The 17,890-nt window shown below is 65.8% G+C and carries 22 protein-coding genes; 11 read left to right on the top strand and 11 right to left on the bottom strand.

What is annotated here, in order from left to right; translation table 11 throughout:
- Positions 1–22: 22 nt before the first annotated feature.
- The 9 genes from ACZ1JS_RS15090 to hemE all read right to left on the bottom strand — a co-directional run bounded on the left by ACZ1JS_RS15090 (position 23) and on the right by hemE (position 8,946).
- Positions 23–949, bottom strand: a complete 927-nt coding sequence (locus ACZ1JS_RS15090; protein ID WP_465166779.1) for a ParB/RepB/Spo0J family partition protein — start codon at positions 947–949, stop codon at positions 23–25.
- Complete coding sequence (locus ACZ1JS_RS15085; protein ID WP_056457743.1) at positions 946–1,725, bottom strand: ParA family protein; 780 nt, start codon at positions 1,723–1,725, stop codon at positions 946–948. The genes ACZ1JS_RS15090 and ACZ1JS_RS15085 overlap by 4 nt, the downstream gene beginning before the upstream one ends.
- Complete coding sequence (gene rsmG, locus ACZ1JS_RS15080) at positions 1,722–2,342, bottom strand: 16S rRNA (guanine(527)-N(7))-methyltransferase RsmG (RefSeq protein WP_465166778.1); 621 nt, start codon at positions 2,340–2,342, stop codon at positions 1,722–1,724. Before rsmG ends, ACZ1JS_RS15085 begins: the two co-directional genes overlap by 4 nt.
- Positions 2,339–4,165 (bottom strand): tRNA uridine-5-carboxymethylaminomethyl(34) synthesis enzyme MnmG, encoded by a 1,827-nt coding sequence (gene mnmG / locus ACZ1JS_RS15075; RefSeq protein WP_465166777.1) that lies wholly within the window; start codon positions 4,163–4,165, stop codon positions 2,339–2,341. The genes rsmG and mnmG overlap by 4 nt, the downstream gene beginning before the upstream one ends.
- A 21-nt stretch (positions 4,166–4,186) precedes the next feature.
- On the bottom strand, positions 4,187–5,476 hold the full coding sequence (mnmE, locus tag ACZ1JS_RS15070) for a tRNA uridine-5-carboxymethylaminomethyl(34) synthesis GTPase MnmE (protein ID WP_465166776.1): 1,290 nt from the start codon (positions 5,474–5,476) through the stop codon (positions 4,187–4,189).
- Positions 5,466–5,696 carry a DUF6489 family protein gene (locus ACZ1JS_RS15065; RefSeq protein ID WP_242118819.1) on the bottom strand — a complete coding sequence of 77 codons (231 nt, stop codon included), beginning with the start codon at positions 5,694–5,696 and terminating at the stop codon, positions 5,466–5,468. The genes mnmE and ACZ1JS_RS15065 overlap by 11 nt, the downstream gene beginning before the upstream one ends.
- 365 nt (positions 5,697–6,061) lie before the next feature.
- On the bottom strand, positions 6,062–7,318 hold the full coding sequence (rho, locus tag ACZ1JS_RS15060; RefSeq protein WP_242118816.1) for a transcription termination factor Rho: 1,257 nt from the start codon (positions 7,316–7,318) through the stop codon (positions 6,062–6,064).
- A gap of 141 nt (positions 7,319–7,459) precedes the next feature.
- Complete coding sequence (locus ACZ1JS_RS15055; protein WP_465166775.1) at positions 7,460–7,915, bottom strand: CopD family protein; 456 nt, start codon at positions 7,913–7,915, stop codon at positions 7,460–7,462.
- Complete coding sequence (gene hemE, locus ACZ1JS_RS15050; RefSeq protein ID WP_465168710.1) at positions 7,912–8,946, bottom strand: uroporphyrinogen decarboxylase; 1,035 nt, start codon at positions 8,944–8,946, stop codon at positions 7,912–7,914. The genes ACZ1JS_RS15055 and hemE overlap by 4 nt, the downstream gene beginning before the upstream one ends.
- Before the next feature lie 307 nt (positions 8,947–9,253).
- On the opposite strand from hemE, the gene ACZ1JS_RS15045 reads away from it, so the two are divergent.
- The 11 genes from ACZ1JS_RS15045 (at position 9,254) to ACZ1JS_RS14995 (ending at position 16,137) form a co-directional block, all read left to right on the top strand.
- On the top strand, positions 9,254–10,072 hold the full coding sequence (locus ACZ1JS_RS15045) for a pyruvate, water dikinase regulatory protein (RefSeq protein ID WP_465166774.1): 819 nt from the start codon (positions 9,254–9,256) through the stop codon (positions 10,070–10,072).
- Entirely contained in the window at positions 10,069–10,665 is a 597-nt protein-coding gene (locus ACZ1JS_RS15040; protein ID WP_465166773.1) for a Maf family protein, read from the top strand. The genes ACZ1JS_RS15045 and ACZ1JS_RS15040 overlap by 4 nt, the downstream gene beginning before the upstream one ends.
- Positions 10,662–11,471: a shikimate dehydrogenase family protein gene (locus ACZ1JS_RS15035; protein WP_465166772.1), complete on the top strand. Its 810-nt coding sequence runs from the start codon at positions 10,662–10,664 to the stop codon at positions 11,469–11,471. Before ACZ1JS_RS15040 ends, ACZ1JS_RS15035 begins: the two co-directional genes overlap by 4 nt.
- 136 nt (positions 11,472–11,607) lie before the next feature.
- Entirely contained in the window at positions 11,608–12,204 is a 597-nt protein-coding gene (gene coaE, locus ACZ1JS_RS15030) for a dephospho-CoA kinase (RefSeq protein ID WP_465166771.1), read from the top strand.
- Positions 12,205–12,211: 7 nt separating this feature from the next.
- Positions 12,212–12,898, top strand: a complete 687-nt coding sequence (gene dnaQ, locus ACZ1JS_RS15025) for a DNA polymerase III subunit epsilon (RefSeq protein ID WP_465166770.1) — start codon at positions 12,212–12,214, stop codon at positions 12,896–12,898.
- A gap of 58 nt (positions 12,899–12,956) precedes the next feature.
- Entirely contained in the window at positions 12,957–13,556 is a 600-nt protein-coding gene (gene hpf / locus ACZ1JS_RS15020; protein WP_465166769.1) for a ribosome hibernation-promoting factor, HPF/YfiA family, read from the top strand.
- A gap of 1 nt (position 13,557) precedes the next feature.
- Entirely contained in the window at positions 13,558–14,025 is a 468-nt protein-coding gene (locus ACZ1JS_RS15015; RefSeq protein ID WP_465166768.1) for a PTS sugar transporter subunit IIA, read from the top strand.
- Entirely contained in the window at positions 13,985–14,476 is a 492-nt protein-coding gene (locus tag ACZ1JS_RS15010; protein ID WP_465166767.1) for a PaaI family thioesterase, read from the top strand. The genes ACZ1JS_RS15015 and ACZ1JS_RS15010 overlap by 41 nt, the downstream gene beginning before the upstream one ends.
- Positions 14,473–14,808 carry a DUF1491 family protein gene (locus tag ACZ1JS_RS15005; protein WP_465166766.1) on the top strand — a complete coding sequence of 112 codons (336 nt, stop codon included), beginning with the start codon at positions 14,473–14,475 and terminating at the stop codon, positions 14,806–14,808. Before ACZ1JS_RS15010 ends, ACZ1JS_RS15005 begins: the two co-directional genes overlap by 4 nt.
- Before the next feature lie 152 nt (positions 14,809–14,960).
- Positions 14,961–15,578, top strand: a complete 618-nt coding sequence (locus tag ACZ1JS_RS15000; protein ID WP_465166765.1) for a cell wall hydrolase — start codon at positions 14,961–14,963, stop codon at positions 15,576–15,578.
- 61 nt (positions 15,579–15,639) lie between these two features.
- A complete protein-coding gene (locus ACZ1JS_RS14995; RefSeq protein ID WP_465166764.1) occupies positions 15,640–16,137 on the top strand; it encodes an MmcB family DNA repair protein in 498 nt (165 codons plus the stop codon).
- Positions 16,138–16,196: 59 nt separating this feature from the next.
- Here ACZ1JS_RS14995 and ACZ1JS_RS14990 read toward each other — a convergent pair whose 3' ends face one another.
- Positions 16,197–16,958, bottom strand: a complete 762-nt coding sequence (locus ACZ1JS_RS14990) for a TIGR02186 family protein (RefSeq protein WP_465166763.1) — start codon at positions 16,956–16,958, stop codon at positions 16,197–16,199.
- On the bottom strand, positions 16,955–17,869 hold the full coding sequence (locus ACZ1JS_RS14985) for a sulfite exporter TauE/SafE family protein (RefSeq protein WP_440488462.1): 915 nt from the start codon (positions 17,867–17,869) through the stop codon (positions 16,955–16,957). Before ACZ1JS_RS14985 ends, ACZ1JS_RS14990 begins: the two co-directional genes overlap by 4 nt.
- Positions 17,870–17,890 lie beyond the last annotated feature (21 nt).

Here is a 17,890-nt window from a genome sequence, read left to right as displayed (position 1 = left end):
GGCGGAGCGTAAATTTTACGTGTCAGATCCGTTCGCCGCTCAACCTTTGGCAAACCATGTCGAGCTGTCCCAGCGTCGAATAATTGACGGTGATCGTGCCGCCCTTTTCGCCGAAGACGATATCGACCTTCAGCCCGAGCACGTCGCCCAATTGCCGCTCCAGCGCACGCAGATCGGCATCGCTGGCACCATCGCCGCCACCGCTTTCATTCGCCGGACGCGGTGCACGCGACGGCTTGTTGTCGCGCGGTTCGCGGGCATTGCGCGCCAGGCGTTCGGCATCCCGCACCGACAATCCCTTGGCGACGACCTTCTCGGCGATGGTCTCCGCGCCGGGCACGTTGATGAGCGCGCGGGCATGACCCATGCTCAACCGCTGATCGCCGACCATGTCCTGGATCGGCTTGGGCAATTCGAGCAGGCGCAGCAAATTGGTGACGTGGCTGCGCGACTTGGCGACGAGGTTGGCCAAGGCTTCCTGCGTATGGCCGAATTCGTCGATCAACCGACGATAGCCCTCCGCCTCCTCGATCGCAGTCAAGTCGCGACGCTGAATATTCTCGACCAGCGCGATTTCCATCGTCTCGGCATCGGTAAAGTCGCGTACGACCACCGGTACTTCGTGCAGGCGCGCGCGTTGTGCCGCGCGCCAGCGGCGTTCGCCCGCGACGATCTGATAGCCCTTGCCATGCGGTCGCACGACGATCGGCTGGATGACGCCGCGTGCAGCGATCGACTCTGCCAATTCGTCGAGCGCCGATTCATCGAAGAACCGGCGCGGCTGGCCGGGCAGTGGGGACAGGGCGGTGACGGGCATCTGCCGGACACCGCTGGGCGGGCTCGACGCGCGCGGGCTCGACCCTTCGCCATCGGGTTCGCCCAACAACGAACTGAGTCCTCGACCCAGTCCTCCAGCACGGGGGCGACGCGGTGCAGCCTGTTCGCTCATGCCGCCTCCGCCAGACCCGGCAGTCGCGCGATCACTTCGCGGGCCAGCGCGATATAGGCTTCCGACCCGGCACAGCGATAATCATAAATCAGCGCCGGCATGCCATGGCTCGGCGCCTCCGACAGGCGGACGTTGCGCGGAATCACCGTATCGAACACTACTTTCCCCAATACCGCGCGCACATCGTCCGACACCTGATCGGTCAGTCGATTGCGGCGGTCATACATCGTCAGCACCACGCCGAGGATCGCCAACCCCGGATTGAACCGTCCGCGGATCCGCTCGACGGTGGTCAACAACTGGCTCAATCCTTCGAGCGCGAAAAACTCGCACTGCAGCGGTACCAGCAACGCATGGCTCGCCACCATCGCGTTAATCGTCAGCAGCCCCAGCGATGGCGGGCAGTCGATCAGGATGACGTCCCATTTCCCGCCGCTCGCCTCGACCACCCGGTCGAGCCGGTGGGTCCGCGCCTCGAACTCGATCAACTCGATCTCGGCCCCCGACAGGTCGACCGTCGCCGGCACGATCGACAGGCGCGGCACCCGCGTCGCGACGGCCGCTTCGTTCAGCATCATGTCGCCGACCAGCAAATCATAGGTCGAATATTCGCGATCATTGCGACCGATGCCGAGGCCGGTCGAGGCGTTACCCTGCGGGTCGAGGTCGAGGATCAGTACGTCCAGCCCGGTCGCCGCCAGTGCGGTGCCGACATTGATCGCGGTAGTGGTCTTGCCGACGCCCCCCTTCTGGTTCGCGATGGCGATGCAAATCATGCTCGGCGCACTCCCCTGGCGACCACGATCGACGAGGTCGGATCGGTTACGCTATGTTCCACGTGAAACGTTCCGGCCCATTCGGCACCGGCTTCGGCGACCTCTTCGGCAGCCGAACGTCCCTTCGGCAACACCCATATCGTATCGGAGTCGCTATGCCGATGGCCGATTGCAAACAGCGTCGAAAGTTTCGCGACGGCACGCGCGCTGATGATCGCGGCGGGACGGTCGGCGGTGAGTTTCTCGATCTTCGCCTGATGCACGACGACGTTGGTCAGACCGAGGGCCTGGGCAATCTCGGTCAGCAGCGTTGCCCGCCGCGCACGCGGCTCGACCAGCACCACCCGCCGGTCGGTCAGGATCGCCGCGACGATCCCCGGAAAACCCGCGCCCGATCCGATATCGATCCAGGCACCTTCCGGGGTACCGTCGGTCAGCGGCACCAGCTGCGCTGAATCAAGCAGATGCCGGTCCCAGATATGATCGACCGTCGATGCCGCGATCAGATTCTGATGCGCGGTTTCGGCGACGATGCGATCGGCGAAGCGCGCCAGCAACGTTGTCCGTTCACTACCGAAGCGCGACTCGATCCAGTCGCGCGCCTCTGCTTCCGTCATGCTGCCAGCTTGCCCGACCGGTGATGGAGCAGGATCGCGACCAATGCCGCGGGGGTCACACCCTGTATCCGCCCCGCCGCCGCCAGTGTTTCCGGTGCGGCCGATGTTAGCCGCTCGACCATCTCGTTCGATAGCCCCGGCACCGCGCGATAGGCGAAGTCCGGCGCCAGATCGACATGATCGACCCGCGCCGCTGTCAGTTCTGCCGCCTGCCGTTCGAGATACGGTGCGTAGCGCGCATCCTCGATCAGTTCGCCCAGCACCTCGTCGCTGGCCGCGATGCCGAGATGCTCGGGAAGAATCCCCGCGACCAGCAGCCATTCGGCGCCGCTCCGCGTATCGGTGCCGCTTACCGGCGCGCCCCTGCTCGCCAACACATTCGCGACGTGACGTTGCGCAAGCTGCTCGCGCAACGCTGCCCGACGCTCGGCGCGGGCGTCCTGCTGCGCCCGGCGTTCGACCGACAATAGTCCCGCCGCCGCCCCGATCGCTCCAAGCCGGGTCGCTGCATTGTCCGATCGCAGATGCAGTCGATATTCGGCACGCGCGGTCATCATCCGATAGGGTTCGGAAACGCCCTGCAACACCAGGTCATCGATCATCACCCCAATATAGCTCGACTCGCGCGGCAGGATCAGCGGATCGAGTCCGAGCGCGGCGCCAGCGGCATTCGCGCCGGCAACCAGCCCCTGCCCACCAGCCTCTTCATATCCGGTCGTACCGTTGATCTGCCCGGCAAAGTACAGGCCGTCCAGCGCGCGCAGCGCCAGCGTCGGCGTCAACGCGCGGGGATCGATATAATCATACTCGACCGCATAGCCGGGCGTCACGATCTCGACCCGTTCCAGCCCGGCGACACTGTGCAGCATCGCCAACTGCACATCGGTCGGCAGTGACGTCGATACGCCATTGGGATAGACCAGATGCGTGTCGAGACCCTCGGGTTCGAGAAAGATCTGATGCCCGTCGCGGTCGCCGAAGCGATGCACCTTGTCTTCGATCGATGGACAATAGCGCGGCCCCCGCCCCTCGATCGAACCGCTGAACAGCGGCGACCGGTCCAGCCCGGCGCGAATGATATCGTGCGTTTCGGCCGTCGTCCGTGCGATCGCACACGCCAGTTGCGGCAGCCGCCGTGCGGGATCGGACAGCGGCGACATCGTCCAGATATCGGCATCGGACGGCTGCTCGGGCAGCGCCGCCCAGTCGATCGTCCGCCCGTCGAGCCGTGGTGGCGTCCCGGTCTTCAACCGCGCGATCGGCAACCCCAGGTCGCGTAGCTGCGCTCCCAATCGCGTCGCCGCGCGTTCGCCGGTCCGTCCGCCGATCGCCCGTTCCTCGCCCCGGAACATCGTTCCGCCGAGAAAGGTGCCGGTTGCCAGAACGACGGTCTGTCCGGCGATCGTCGTGCCGTCGGCAAGTTCGACACCCCATACCCGGTTAGCCTCAACCACCAAGGCGACGGTATCGCCTGCCATCACGGTCAGCTTGGGATGCGCGAGCAACGTCCGAACTGCCGCGGCATAGCGAACGCGATCCGCCTGTACGCGCGGCCCCTGCACCGCCGATCCCTTCGATCGGTTCAGCATGCGGTGGTGGATCGCCGCTGCATCCGCTGCGCGTCCCATCAGCCCGTCGAGCGCATCGATCTCGCGGACGATATGCCCCTTGCCCAATCCGCCGATCGCCGGATTGCAAGACATCGCGCCGATCCGCGCCGGATCGAAATCGATCAGCAAAGTCGTCGCGCCGCGTCGCGCCGCTGCCGACGCCGCTTCGGTGCCGGCGTGGCCGCCACCTATCACTATCACATCAAAGGTCATGCACAGGTTCCACGTGGAACATCATTTGCCGATACAGAAGCGACCAAATAGATCGTCAAGAACGGCCTCGGTCGCGCGCATCCCGGTCAGTGCCGCGAATGCCTGCACGCCATAGCGCAGTTCTTCGGCCAGCAACAGCGGGTCCTGTTGCCCGCCCGCACGCATTAGCGCAGCCGCCGCAGTACCGGCATGTGCCGCTTGTCGCCGGTTGAGCGACAGGTCGTCGACCTTGGGCAACAAGGTCGCCGCGCGATCGAACAGTTGCTGCCAAAGCCGGTCGAGGCCTTGCCCGGTCGACGCCGATACGGCGATGCGGTCTGCCGGAACGGCGATGTCGTCGCGAACGTCGCATCGGGGATAAAGCGCAATCGCCTCGACCGGCGCGGGATCGTCGCCCAGCCACAGCACGATATCCGCCGTGGCGATCGACCCGGTCGCACGATCGATCCCGATCCGTTCGATCGGATCGTTGCTGTCCGCGCGCAGCCCGGCTGTATCCAGAAACAACCATGCGATGCCGCTCCGGGTCACCGGTATCTCGATCACGTCGCGCGTCGTGCCGGCCAGCGGCGACACGATTGCCGCCTCGCGCCCGACCAGCGCGTTCAACAGCGTCGACTTGCCGGCATTAGGCGGCCCGGCCAGCACTACCCGGATGCCGTCGCGCAACCGCTCTACCGGGGGTACCGCCAGCACCGTCGTGATCGCCTCGGCCAGCGCGATCGCCTCGCGGCGGACCGACTTCAGCACATCGTCGCCGGCATCGACATCGTCTTCATCGGCATGATCAAGCACGGCCTCGACCATCGCCGACAACCGCGTTGCCGCCGCGCTCCATTCGGCCACCGTCCGCCGCAGCCGCCCGTCGCTATTGGCCAGTGCCATGCGGCGCTGCGCATCGGTCTCCGCCGACAACAGGTCGCCCAGACCTTCGGCTTCGGTTAGGTCGATCCGGCCATGCGCCAAGGCCCGCCGCGTGAATTCACCCGGTTCGGCAGCACGCAACCCGTCGATCGCCGCCAAGGTCCGTTCGACCGCAGCCACCACCGCCCGTCCGCCATGCAGATGCAGTTCGACCAGATCCTCCCCGGTTGCCGTTGCCGGTCCCGGAAACACGAGTATCAGCGCACGATCGAGCAATTGCCCATTCGCGGGATCATGCAGCGCACGCATGCCCGCCCGGCGCGGCGGCGGCAGCTTGCCCGCGAGGCTGGTCGCCGCGTCGATCGCGCCGACCCCCGAAATTCGCAGCACGGCGATGGCGGCGGGTGGACGCCCGCTCGACACCGCGAAGATCGTGTCAGCCGCCACGGCCCGCCGACTCGAACATCTTGCGCCAGAAGGTCATGCCCGCCTCGCCCATCGGTGCCCAGCTCTGCATCAACTGGTTGAGCAGTTCGGGGCTGGCGCCCTTCTCCATCGTCTCGGTCAACATCGCGACATAGCGTTCATGGACCGGCGTGAAGTCGGGCAGGCCCATCGCGCGGCGCGCTTCCTCCGGGGTGCAATCGACTTCGACGTGGATTTTCATGGGAGCCTTCCCGACATTGTTTGTGGGCACGATAGGCGGAAAAGCTGTGGATGGCGATAAGCGAAGGCTTGTCCGTGCGATAGCGGGTCATCGCGCCACATTGCCGTTACCCCGGCATAGCCCGGGTTCTCATTGCGCGCTCGGCTCACTCCTCCGCGAGAATGACGATGCCGGGTAAAGCAGTCGTCCGCATACAGGGAGTTGGGTGTCGATCGGCCCTGGATACGACAACGCCCGCCTTCTCCTATTGAAAAGACGGGCGGGTCGTTGGTTGCGGACGCGGGCGAAGCCCGCCTCGTCGGTCGGGGCGCTGCCCCGCCGGCCGCCGCGTTTGTGATCCGCGCCAGTTTGGCGCGGTCCAAACGCTATTGATTCATACTGTCGAAGAAATCCTCGTTGGTCTTCGAATTCTTCATCTTGTCGAGCAGGAACTCCATCGCGTCGATCGTGCCCATCTGCATCAGGATGCGGCGCAGGACCCACATCTTGGACAGCTTGGTCTTGTCGACCAACAGCTCTTCCTTGCGCGTACCCGACTTGCCGACGTCGAGCGCCGGGAAGATGCGCTTGTCGGCCACCTTGCGGTCGAGGACGATTTCCGAGTTGCCGGTGCCCTTGAACTCTTCGAAGATCACTTCGTCCATGCGGCTGCCGGTATCGATCAGCGCGGTGGCGATGATCGACAGCGAACCGCCTTCCTCGATGTTACGCGCCGCGCCGAAGAAGCGCTTCGGCCGCTGCAACGCATTGGCATCGACACCGCCGGTCAGCACCTTGCCTGACGACGGCACGACCGTGTTGTAGGCACGACCCAGACGCGTGATCGAGTCGAGCAGGATCACCACGTCCTTCTTGTGCTCGACCAGCCGCTTCGCCTTCTCGATCACCATCTCGGCGACCTGAACGTGGCGCTGCGCCGGTTCGTCGAAGGTCGAGGAAATGACCTCGCCCTTCACGCTGCGCTGCATGTCGGTCACCTCTTCGGGGCGTTCGTCGATCAACAGGACGATCAGGAACACTTCGGGATGGTTGTCGGTGATCGCCTTCGCCATGTTCTGCAACATGACGGTCTTGCCGACGCGCGGCGGCGCGACGATCAGCGTGCGCTGTCCCTTGCCCTGCGGCGACACGATATCGATCACCCGCGCCGACTTGTCCTTGATCGTCGGGTCGAGCTGGTCGAGCGTCAGCTTCTGTTCGGGATAAAGCGGCGTGAGATTGTCGAAATTGACCCGGTGGCGGACCGCGTCGGGATCGTCGAAATTGACCGAGACCAGCTTGCTCAACGCGAAATAGCGCTCGCCATCCTTGGGCGCACGCACCTCACCCTCGACCGTGTCACCGGTGCGCAGCCCATGCTTGCGTACCTGGTTCGGCGAGACATAGATATCGTCCGGCCCGGCGAGATAATTGGCCTCCGGGCTGCGCAGGAAACCGAAGCCGTCCTGCAGCACCTCGATCGTGCCGACGCCCATGATCTGCTCGCCATTTTCGGCGCGCGCCTTCAGGATCGCGAACATCAGGTCCTGCTTGCGCATCGTCGACGCGCCTTCGACGCCCAGCTCTTCGGCCATCGAGACCAGTTCGGCGGGCGCGTGTTTCTTTAAGTCTTTGAGATGCATCGGGGGGTGGTCCAGATCAGCGAATAGGAGGCAAGGTCGGCAGGAAAGGCGGACGCAAGCGGCTGGGACGGGCGCACCGAGGACCGGGCGCCGCTGTCGAAAGACCTAGGTCGCGGCTGACTGCAAGTCAAGCACCGCCGCTCAGGACGGCTTCACCACCGCCAGTACGACCGCTGCGATTGCCGCCAGCGCAGGCAATTCGTTCGCCAGCCGCAACTGCTTCGGCGTCAGCGTCGGCCGCCCCGCCGCCAGCTTCTTCGCATAGCCGACCGCCCAGCCATGATAGCCGCTCAGCAACACCACCACCAGCAGCTTGGCATGCAGCCAGCCCAACCCCGCGCCCCCGTCGAACAGCCCGACATTGGCGGCCAGCAACAGCCCCAGCACCCATACGATCACCATCGCCGGGGTCAGGATCATGCGTTTGAGCAGTGCTTCCCGCCGGATCCAGCGCGGCGGCTCGGCGGGATCGCCCAACCCTTCCTGATGATGGACCAGATAGCGCGGCAGCATGAACAGCCCCGCCATCCAGAAGATGACGAAGACGATATGCGCCGCCTTCACCCACAGATAGGCGCCGCCCAGAAACCCGCTCATGCCCCACGCACCCGCGCCACTAGTTGTTCGACATGCGCGATCGGCGTATCCTGCTGGATGCCATGGCCGAGGTTGAAGACATGCGGCCGGTCGGCAAATGCCGCCAGCACCCGGTCGACGCCCGCATTGAGCGCCTCCCCGCCGGCGATCAGCAGCAGCGGGTCGAGATTGCCCTGTATCGGCAGACTCGTCGGCAGTTCGCGGTTCGCCCAGACCGGATCGACCGTCTCGTCCAGTCCGATCGCATCGACCCCTGTCTCGCGCGCATAGGCGGCGAGCTTGCCGCCCGCGCCCTTGGGAAAGCCGATGATCGGCACATCGACCCGTGCCCGCAACCCTTTGACGATCGCCACCGTCGGCGCGATCACCCAGCGTTCGAACTCGGCGGGGGCGAGGCTGCCCGACCAGCTGTCGAACAACTGTACCGCCTCGACGCCTGCCTCGACCTGACCGACGAGATAGTCGATCGTCATGGCCACGATCCGGTCGATGAGCGCCTTCACCGCCGCCGGATCGCCATAGGCCATGCGCCGTGCCTCCGCCTGCTCCCGGCTGCCCCTGCCCGCGATCATATAGGTGGCGACCGTCCAGGGCGATCCGGCGAAACCGAGGAACGTCGTCGCTTCGGGCAAGGCCGCCGCGACCCCGCGCACCGTCGCATAGACCGGGCCGAGGATCGCTGCGTCGGGCACCAGCGTATCGATCGCCGCCCGCGTCCGCAACTCGGGTGCAAGGCGTGGCCCCTCGCCCGCCTCGAACCACAATTTCTGTCCCAGCGCGTTCGGCACCATCAAAATGTCGCTGAACAGGATCGCCCCGTCGAACGCGAACCGGCGCAGCGGTTGCAACGTCACCTCGGTCGCCGCCGCGGGATCGTTCACCAGATCGAGGAACCCGCCCTTCTCGGCCCGCAGTGCGCGATACTCGGGCAGATAGCGCCCCGCCTGTCGCATGAGCCACATCGGCGGAACCGACAGCTTCTCGCCGGCAAGCACTCGGAGAAGCGGTTTCGGAGAGAGAGAAAAGGTCAGCGTCGTCGCTCCTCTACTAAGAAGTAGAATCTAATAGGATGGTTGGAAGTGGTTGGGCGGTGGGTAACGGGGCTTATGGTGGATTACCCGAAATGCCAACAGATTGACCGGGGGAGAGTCGCGGAAGTCCGCCGATTCACGGAGAGCCATCCCCATTATCCACAGCCTGTGGGCTGAATCGCCGCCTGTGTCGGGATTGTGGATAAGTCGGGATCGATCGGGGGCTTTTCCACAGCTTGGCGGCGGGGGCGAGTTACGCTAGCCCCTGCCCCCGACTTATCCACAGCCTTGTGCAGAAAGGCGCCCGATGCGGCTGCACCTCCATCTCCTGTCCGACTCCACCGGCGAGACGCTGGAGAATATCGCCAAGGCGGCACTGGCGCAGTTCGACGATGTCGACACGATGCGCCATTTCTGGCCGATGGTCCGTTCCGAAGCGCATCTCGAACGCATCCTGACCGAGATCGCGGTCAATCCGGGGCTGGTGCTCTACACGCTGGTCAACCCGGCGATCCGTCGCATGCTGGAGGCGCGCTGCGCCGCATTGGGCCTGCCGATCGTCGCGCCGATGGACGCGGTCAGCAACGCGCTGTCGAGCCTGCTCGGACAGGAGGCGAAGGCACGCCCGGGGCGGCAGCACAGCCTCGACGCCGCCTATTTCGCCCGGGTCGATGCGATCCAGTGGACCATCGCCCATGACGACGGCATTGCGTCGGAGGATTGGGAAGAGGCCGATATCGTCCTGGCCGGCGTGTCGCGCTCGTCCAAGACGCCGACGTCTATCTATCTCGCCAACCGTGGCTATAAGACCGCCAACATCCCGATCGTCGTCGAAAGTCCGCCGCCGCCGATCCTGTTCCGCCTGCAACGGCCGCTGGTCGTCGGGCTGACCACCAGCGCCGACCGGCTGATCGCGATCCGGCGCAACCGGCTGTTGTCGCTCAACCAGATGCCCGACACCGATTATGTCGAACAGGATGCGGTGGTGCGCGAGCTGTCGTTCGCGCGGCGGATGTTCGCCGATAATGGCTGGCCGGTGATCGACGTCACCCGCCGCTCGATCGAGGAAACCGCCGCGGCGATCATCACCCTGTGCAACGAACGCCAGCTGGAGGCACGCGCATGAGTTTCGTCCTCGCGTCGATGAGCGCCACCCGCCGGGCAATGCTCGATGCCGCCGGCATCCCGCACGACGCGATCCCGAGCGGTCTCGATGAGGAAGCGGCCAAGGCGGCATTGGCCGGCGAGAAGCTGAAACCCCGCGACCTTGCCGACGCGCTGGCCGAGATGAAGGCGATGCGTGCCGCCACCCGCGTCGGTGGCGCGATGGTGCTGGGCGGCGATTCGGTCGTCGCGCTCGCCGACGGGACCGTGCTCGACAAGCCGGTCGATCGTGCCGATGCCGCCGCGCATCTGCGTGCCCTGTCCGGCGGACGCCACGACCTGTTCAGCGCAGCCGTCTTCGTCGAGGGCGGGCGGCCTGTCTGGCGCCATATCGGGCATGCGAAGCTGACCGTCCGGCCGCTGTCCGACGCGTTCATCGATCGCTATCTCGACGCCGAATGGCCCGCCATCGCCGGCTGCGTCGGTTGTTTCCGGATCGAGGGGCCGGGCGTGCAGTTGTTCGACCGGATCGACGGCGATCACTGGACCATCCTCGGCATGCCATTGCTCGAAATCGCGCGCTATCTGCGCCAACGAGGAATATTGCCCGCATGAAACCCTATGCCGAGGTGATCGGCGATCCGATCGCCCAGTCCAAATCGCCATTGATCCACGGCTTCTGGCTCGACCAGCTCGGCATCGATGCCGAGTATAAAAGGTTCCACGTGAAACCAGAGGCGTTGGCGGACTATTTCGCCGCGCGCCGTGCCGATCCGAACTGGCGCGGATGCAACGTCACCGTGCCGCACAAGCTGGCCGCACTCGATCATGTCGCCGATCCGGGCGACGTGCGCGGATCGATCGGCGCGATCAATACCGTGTTCCGTGGCGACGACGGCGCGTGGATCGGTACCAATACCGACGCCGCCGGCTTCCACGCACCGATCGCCGGTCTCGACCTGACCAGGCAGCCGGTCGCGGTGATCGGCGCCGGCGGCGCCGCCCGCGCGATCCTGTTCGCGCTGTCGAAACTCGGCGTCGGCCGGGTAACGATCCTGAACCGTAATCCGCTGAAAGCCGCGGCATTACTCGCTACCTTCGGCTTGAAGGGCGACGCCCTGCCGCTGACCGCGCCGCTGCCGTCGGTCAAGCTGCTGGTGAATGCCAGCACGCTCGGCATGACCGGTCAGCCGCCACTCGATATCGACCTGACGCCGCTGCCTGATGATGCCGTCGTGTATGACGCGGTCTATGCCCCGATCGAAACGCCGTTGCTGGCACAGGCTCATGGTCGCGGACTCGATACCGTCGACGGGCTCGAAATGCTGGTCGGACAGGCGGCGCTGGCGTTCGAACTCTTCTTCGGCGCGGCCCCGCCCCGCGACCGCGACGATGAATTGCGCGCGCGGTTGCTGGGGTGAGCGCTGCAACCTGCACGATCCGTACCCCGGCGAAGGCCGGGGTCCAGCTACGGAGCGCTGCCGGCTATCCACAGCCGTTCCCCAACTGGACCCCGGCCTCCGCCGGGGTACGGAAGCAGTGGAACGGACTGGATCGATGACCCATATCCTCGGCCTCACCGGATCGATCGGCATGGGCAAGTCGACCGTGGCGCAGATGTTTCGCGACCTCGGCGTGCCCGTGTTCGATGCCGATGCGACCGTCCACGCGCTGCAGGGGCCAAATGGAGCGCTGCTGCCCGCGATCGAGGCGGCCTTCCCCGGAACCACCGATCAAAGCGGCGTCGATCGAAAGGGTCTCCGCGACCGGATCTTCGCCGACTCGATGGCGCGCAAACGTCTCGAATCGATCGTCCATCCGGCGGTCGCGGCGGAGCGGCAACGCTTCCTCGACGCGCATGCCACCGCCCCGTTGGTCGTGCTCGATGTGCCGTTGCTGTTCGAAACCGGTGGCGAGTCGCGCTGCGACTCCGTCGCCGTCGTCACCGCCGCTCCCGCCGTACAGCGCGCCCGGGTCCTCGCCCGCCCGACCATGACCGAGTCGGCCTTTGCCGCGATTCTCGCCTCGCAACTGCCGGACGCCGAAAAACGCGCGCGCGCCACGCATCTTATCCACACCGACACCACGCTCGACGCGACACGGGCGCAGGTCGCCGCGCTCGTCGCTTGCATGGGGGGCGGCGAAGGCGGATAAGATCACCATGCGCGAGATCGTGTTCGATACCGAAACCACCGGCTTCAAATTTTCGGAAGGAGACCGGCTGGTCGAAATCGGCTGTGTCGAACTGGTCAACCGGGTCGAGACGGGCAAAGTCTATCACGCCTATTTCAACCCCGGCCGACCGATGCCGAAGGAGGCGGAAGCGGTCCATGGCCTGTCCGATGCCTTTCTGTCCGACAAGCCCGCCTTTCATACCGCGATCGACGAACTGCTGGCGTTCATCGGCGACAGTCCGCTGATCGCGCATAACGCGACCTTCGACTTCGGCTTTCTGAACGGCGAACTCGGTGCGTGCGGGCGCGATCCCATCTGCCTCTCGCGGATGGTCGATACGCTGGCGATGGCGCGCAGCCGCCATCCCGGTGCCAAGCATACGCTCGATGCGTTGTGCGTCCGCTTCGGTATCGACCGCAGTCGCCGCGTGCTGCACGGCGCGCTGCTCGACGCGCAATTGCTGGCGCAGGTCTATGTCGAGTTGATGGGCGGGCGACAGATCGGCTTCGGTCTCGACACGTCGCCGACGATCCTCGTCGAAACGGTCGACAGGATCGCACCGTCGCGCGCCCGGCCGCCGCGCCATTTCGCGCCCAGCGCCGACGAACTCGCGGTCCACGCCGCCTTCGTCGCGACTTTGAAGGACCCGTTATGGGGCCAGTCGCCGACGTGAGGCGTTGACACCAACCGCTTTCAGCGGCTCACACGATTTCACAATGACGGAGGATTACATGGACATCCGGGTTTCGGGGCACCAGGTCGACACTGGGGACGCACTGAAGGAGATGGTCCAGGAGCGTCTCCAGGGCATCGCCGACAAATATTTCCAGCGCGCGATCTCGGCGACCGCGACCTTCAGCAAGGGGCCGCACGACAATGGTTTCGTCTGCGACATCGTCTGCCACGTGACGCAGGGGCTGGTCCTGAAGGGGCATAATAGCGGACAGGAAGCGCAGGGCGCGTTCGTCGGTGCCGCCGACAAGATCGAAAAGCAGCTGCGCCGCTACACCCGTCGCCTGAAGGATCGCAATGCTGCGCAGGTCGTGGCGATGAACGAGGCCGGCGGTTACGACAATGGCTTCGACAATGCCGGCTATACCGTGTTCGGCGGTAACGAGCAGGAGGAAGAGGAGGTCGCCGACGCCCCCCTCATCATCGCCGAGACGCGAGTCGACGTGCCCGATGCCAGCGTGTCCGACGCGGTCATGATGCTCGACCTGCGCAATACCAACGCGCTGCTGTTCAAAAATAGTGGCACGGGGTCGTTCAACATGGTCTATCGCCGCCATGACGGCACGATCGGTTGGGTCGAGCCCAATCGCGCAGCCTGACTTGTACGATTTTCATGATCTTTTGACTCCTGAAACGGTGCTGGCGGATCATGCCGCCGGCACCCGCAAGGCATTGTTCACCCACATCGCCTCCGTCGCCGAACCGGTGACGGGGGTCGATGCGAAGTCGCTCGCCGATCGCATGGCCGATCGCGAGAAGCTGGGTACCACCGCCTTTGGTGGTGGCATCGCCATTCCCCATGCCCGGCTCGATCGGCCGGGCGCGGTGCGGGGCGTGTTCGTCCGGCTTGCCCGCCCGATCGATTTCGGCGCGGTCGACGAACTGCCGGTCGACCTGATCTTCGCGCTGTTCTCGCCCGCCGATGCCGGTGGCGATCATCTAAAGGCGTTGGCGCGCATCTCGCGCGCGCTGCGCGATGCGGCGTTCCGCGCCAAATTGCGCGGGGCGGGATCGGCCGACGCGCTCTATGCGCTGCTGTCGGGTGTCGAGGCACGTGACGCCGCCTGAGACGCCCGCCGGCGAAGCGGCGCATTTCCGGGCGTTAGAGGCGCTCTATGCCGCCGCGCCCATCAACCGCCTGTTCGATTCCCGCCTGGAAATCGTCGAGGCCGGACTGGCGCGCATTCATTTCACCATCGACGAACGCCATTTCCATGCCGCCGGTGCCGCGCATGGCACGACCTATTTCAAGATGCTCGACGACGCCGCCTTCTACGCCGCCAACAGCCTCGTCACCGATCGCTTTCTGCTGACCACCGCCTTCAACCTGTTGCTGCAACGGCCGCTCGGCCCCGGACGGGTGATCGCCGAGGGGCGCTGGGTCAGCGGCAAGCGCCGGGTGTTCATCGCCGACGCCCACCTGATCGACGCGGACGGCGAGGAAGCGGCACGCGGTACCGGTACGTTCATGAAAAGCCGCATCCCGCTCGCCACCCTGCCCGGCTACGGCCAGCCATGAACGACTGGTCGACGGCGCTGCGCGTCAACGCCTTCGCGCGTGCCGTGGAGCAGGCCGGCGGGAGCGCGATGATATTGGCGAAGGGCGACCGCGACTCCGGCGTCATCCTGTTGCTGGCGATCGACCGCGACGGCATCGCCCGCCTGTTCGAACGGGAACGCGATCTCGACGGACGGTCGCGCATCGTCCGGCGCAAACCGGATATGGTGGGTGAAGCAGCGCTGACCGACTATTGGCAGGGGCGCCGCGCCCGCGACCCCGATTTATGGGTGGTAGAGGCGATCGTCGCAGCAGTCGAACCGTTGGCCGCTGAAACGCTGTGGGCGAATTGACCTGTTAACCTTTGGAGCCGTACCCGCGCTGCAACGAAGATTAGCGCTGGACCGGTCAGGAGTTCGATCGGTGGCGCAGTCGGGGGGCAGGCGCACGGGTTCCACGTGGAACGGGTTTGGCGTGCCGGTTCACCGCAGGACAGTGACGACGGATGAAGCTGCGCTTCCCCATGGCGGTTCTCGCCGCCATGTCCCTTTTCGCCGGCTTGGGCGCACCACTATTGGCTGAGGAAACCGCCTCGCCCGGGCGCGTAACCAACCTGCCGACCCCGGCAAAGGTTCCGGTGCAATTCGCTGCTCCCGCTGAAATCGTTCAGGAAATTGCCAAACCCGCCGTCGCTACCGATGCCGATGCGGATTTCTCGACACTCGACGCCGCCGTCGCTGCCCAGACTGCCACGATCGACGACGAAGAACTCAACTGCCTCGCCATCGGCGTCTATTACGAGTCCAAGGGTGAACCACTCGCCGGCCAACTCGCCGTCGCCGACGTCATCCTTAACCGCACGACCTCGGGCCGCTTTCCCACATCGGTATGCGGCGTGTTGACCCAGCGCGGGCAGTTCTCGTTCGTGAAGGGCGGCCGTCTGCCCGATGTCGACACCAGCCGCCCGGCATGGAAGACCGCGGTGGCCATCGCTCGAATCGCCACGCAGGACCTGTGGGACAGCCCGGCCGAAGGCGCGTTGTTCTTTCATGCCCGCCGGGTAAGCCCGAAATGGAACCACACCCGCGTCGCGTCGCTCGGCAATCACGTTTTTTATCGCTGACATTCAATCGGTACGGTGGAAGGCGCTTCCCTCGTTCGCATAATGTTCCTATGATGTGGGGATGGCCAGCCTAGCCCTCGGCGCCCTGCCGCCCGCGCCCGACTCCCACCCGCTGATCGCTGCCGAGGTTGCCCGCGGCGTCACCCGCATGCTGCTGGCACATGATCTGACCGCGATGGCCGAAGTCCCGCTCGACGGTGGACGTCGCGCCGACCTGATGGCGATCGACGCGCGCGGACAGATCGTCATCGTCGAGATCAAGGTCTCGCGCGCCGACCTGCTCGGCGACGGCAAATGGACCGATTATCTCGGGCATTGCGACCGCTATTTCTGGGCGGTGCCGGCCGGATTCGACGTGGCGCCGCTTGGCGGGGAAGCGTTTCTGCCCGGTCGCACCGGTATCATCGTCGCCGATCGCTACGAAGCGACCATCTTGCGCGAGGCGTCGACCACCCCCCTGCCCGCCCATGTCCGCAAGCGCTGCACCCTCGCCTTCGCCCGCCGCGCCGCCCGCCGTCTGATCGGCGCAATGGACCCGGAGGCGATCCAGGGGTTTTGAGGCGCGGCAAGCTATCCCCGCGTCCCCTCAGTTCGGGCCGTGCTACCCGCCCAACGCGCTCAGAAGCGCCGCCACAGCGCCCCCGCCGCCCAGCCGAACCCGACCGACAACAACACCGCGGCAAGGCCGTACAGCACCGACGCCTGCTCCGCCGCGATCGCCACGAACCGTTCGAACCCCGATTTGCGGATATCGATGTCGCGCACCGCAGCGGCCAATACCCGTCCGTCGCGGATCAGGAACGTCTCTGCCGTGAACTTGCCGACCGGCACGCGCGCCGGAATGGTAATGGTCGCGCGGTACAGCACGTCGTCGGTGATCTCGACTGCGTTCGGCGCCTCGACATACAAACCGGCGCGTTGCCTGAGATCGACGAACCCCTTGGCGAAGCGCGCTTGATCCTCCGCCGACGTGCCCGCCGATGGTGACAATTGCAGGCTGTCGAGCCCCAGTTCGTAGATTGCCCGGGTCCGTTCGTCGACGATCCGCCCGATCGGCCGCGCCGATGCGATCGCGTAGAAGGACGGCGCGGAGCGGTAGCGCATCCGGTCGGCATTGACCCAGATTCCGGCGACTTTCTCCTTCTCGCGCACGACGATCGATTCCGGCGGACCCTTCACCACGACCACCACCTCTGCCGGGGTATCGCCCTGCGGCACCCTGCCGCCCGGATAGAGGATCGCCCCGAACAGCAGCAGCTCGGCGCCGGTAAAGCTGTACGCGATCCGCACGTCGCGGGTCGACACGTCGGGGACCAACACCGGCGCCGCCGCCGCCATCGTCAGCGGTGCGAACAGCGCCAAGGTCAGCGCCCGCTTCATGCCGGCTGCACCGTGAAGATCTCGTCGGGCCGCCATCCGAGTCCCAGCGCCATGCGGAACGCCACCGCCAGCACGATGATCGCCAGCGCCAGCCGCAGATATTCGGGCTTGGCCTTTTGCGCGAAGCGGGCGCCGATCTGCGCGCCGGTCACCGACCCGATCAGCAGCAGCACCGCCAGCACGATATCGACCGCCTTGGTCGTCAGCGCATGGACCATCGTCGCCGCGGCGGTGACGAACAGGATCTGGAACAGCGAGGTCCCGACCACCACGCGCGTCCCCATGCCCAGCAGATACAGCATCGCGGGCACGAGGATGAAGCCGCCACCCACCCCCAGCAACACGGTCAGGATGCCGGTCGCAAACCCCAGCAACAACGGCGCGAACGGCGAAATGTACAGCCCCGACGCATAGAAGCGCCAGCGCAGCGGCAGCGCCGCGACCAGCGGATGGTGCCGCCGCCGGGCGGCGCGCGGCGGGATCGCGCCACGCAATACCCGTACCGCGCCGATCGCCTCCTTCAGCATCAGCCCGCCGATCGACCCGAGCATCACGACGTAGAGGATCGCGATGACGGTATCGATCTGCCCGCTCGATTGCAGCAGCCGGAAGATGCCCGCACCGGCGATCGAGCCCAGCACGCCGCCCGCGACCAGCACCCATCCCATGCGGAAATCAACCCCGTCGCGCCGCAGATGCGCGAACACGCCCGACACGCTCGCGCCGGTCACCTGGCTGGCGGCCGATGCGGCGGCCACGGTCGGCGGAATGCCGTAGAAGATCAGCAGCGGCGTGGTCAGGAACCCGCCACCGACCCCGAACATCCCCGACAGAAATCCGACCCCGCCGCCCAGCAGGACGATGACCAGCGCATTGACCGACAGGTTGGCGATGGGAAGGTACAGATCCATGGCCGCCCCGGTTACCGCGTT

The organism is Sphingomonas sp. BL-S-05, assembly GCF_055521695.1.
The sequence above is the reverse complement of the archived record's forward strand: the minus strand, read 5'-3'. Positions and strand labels throughout refer to the sequence as shown.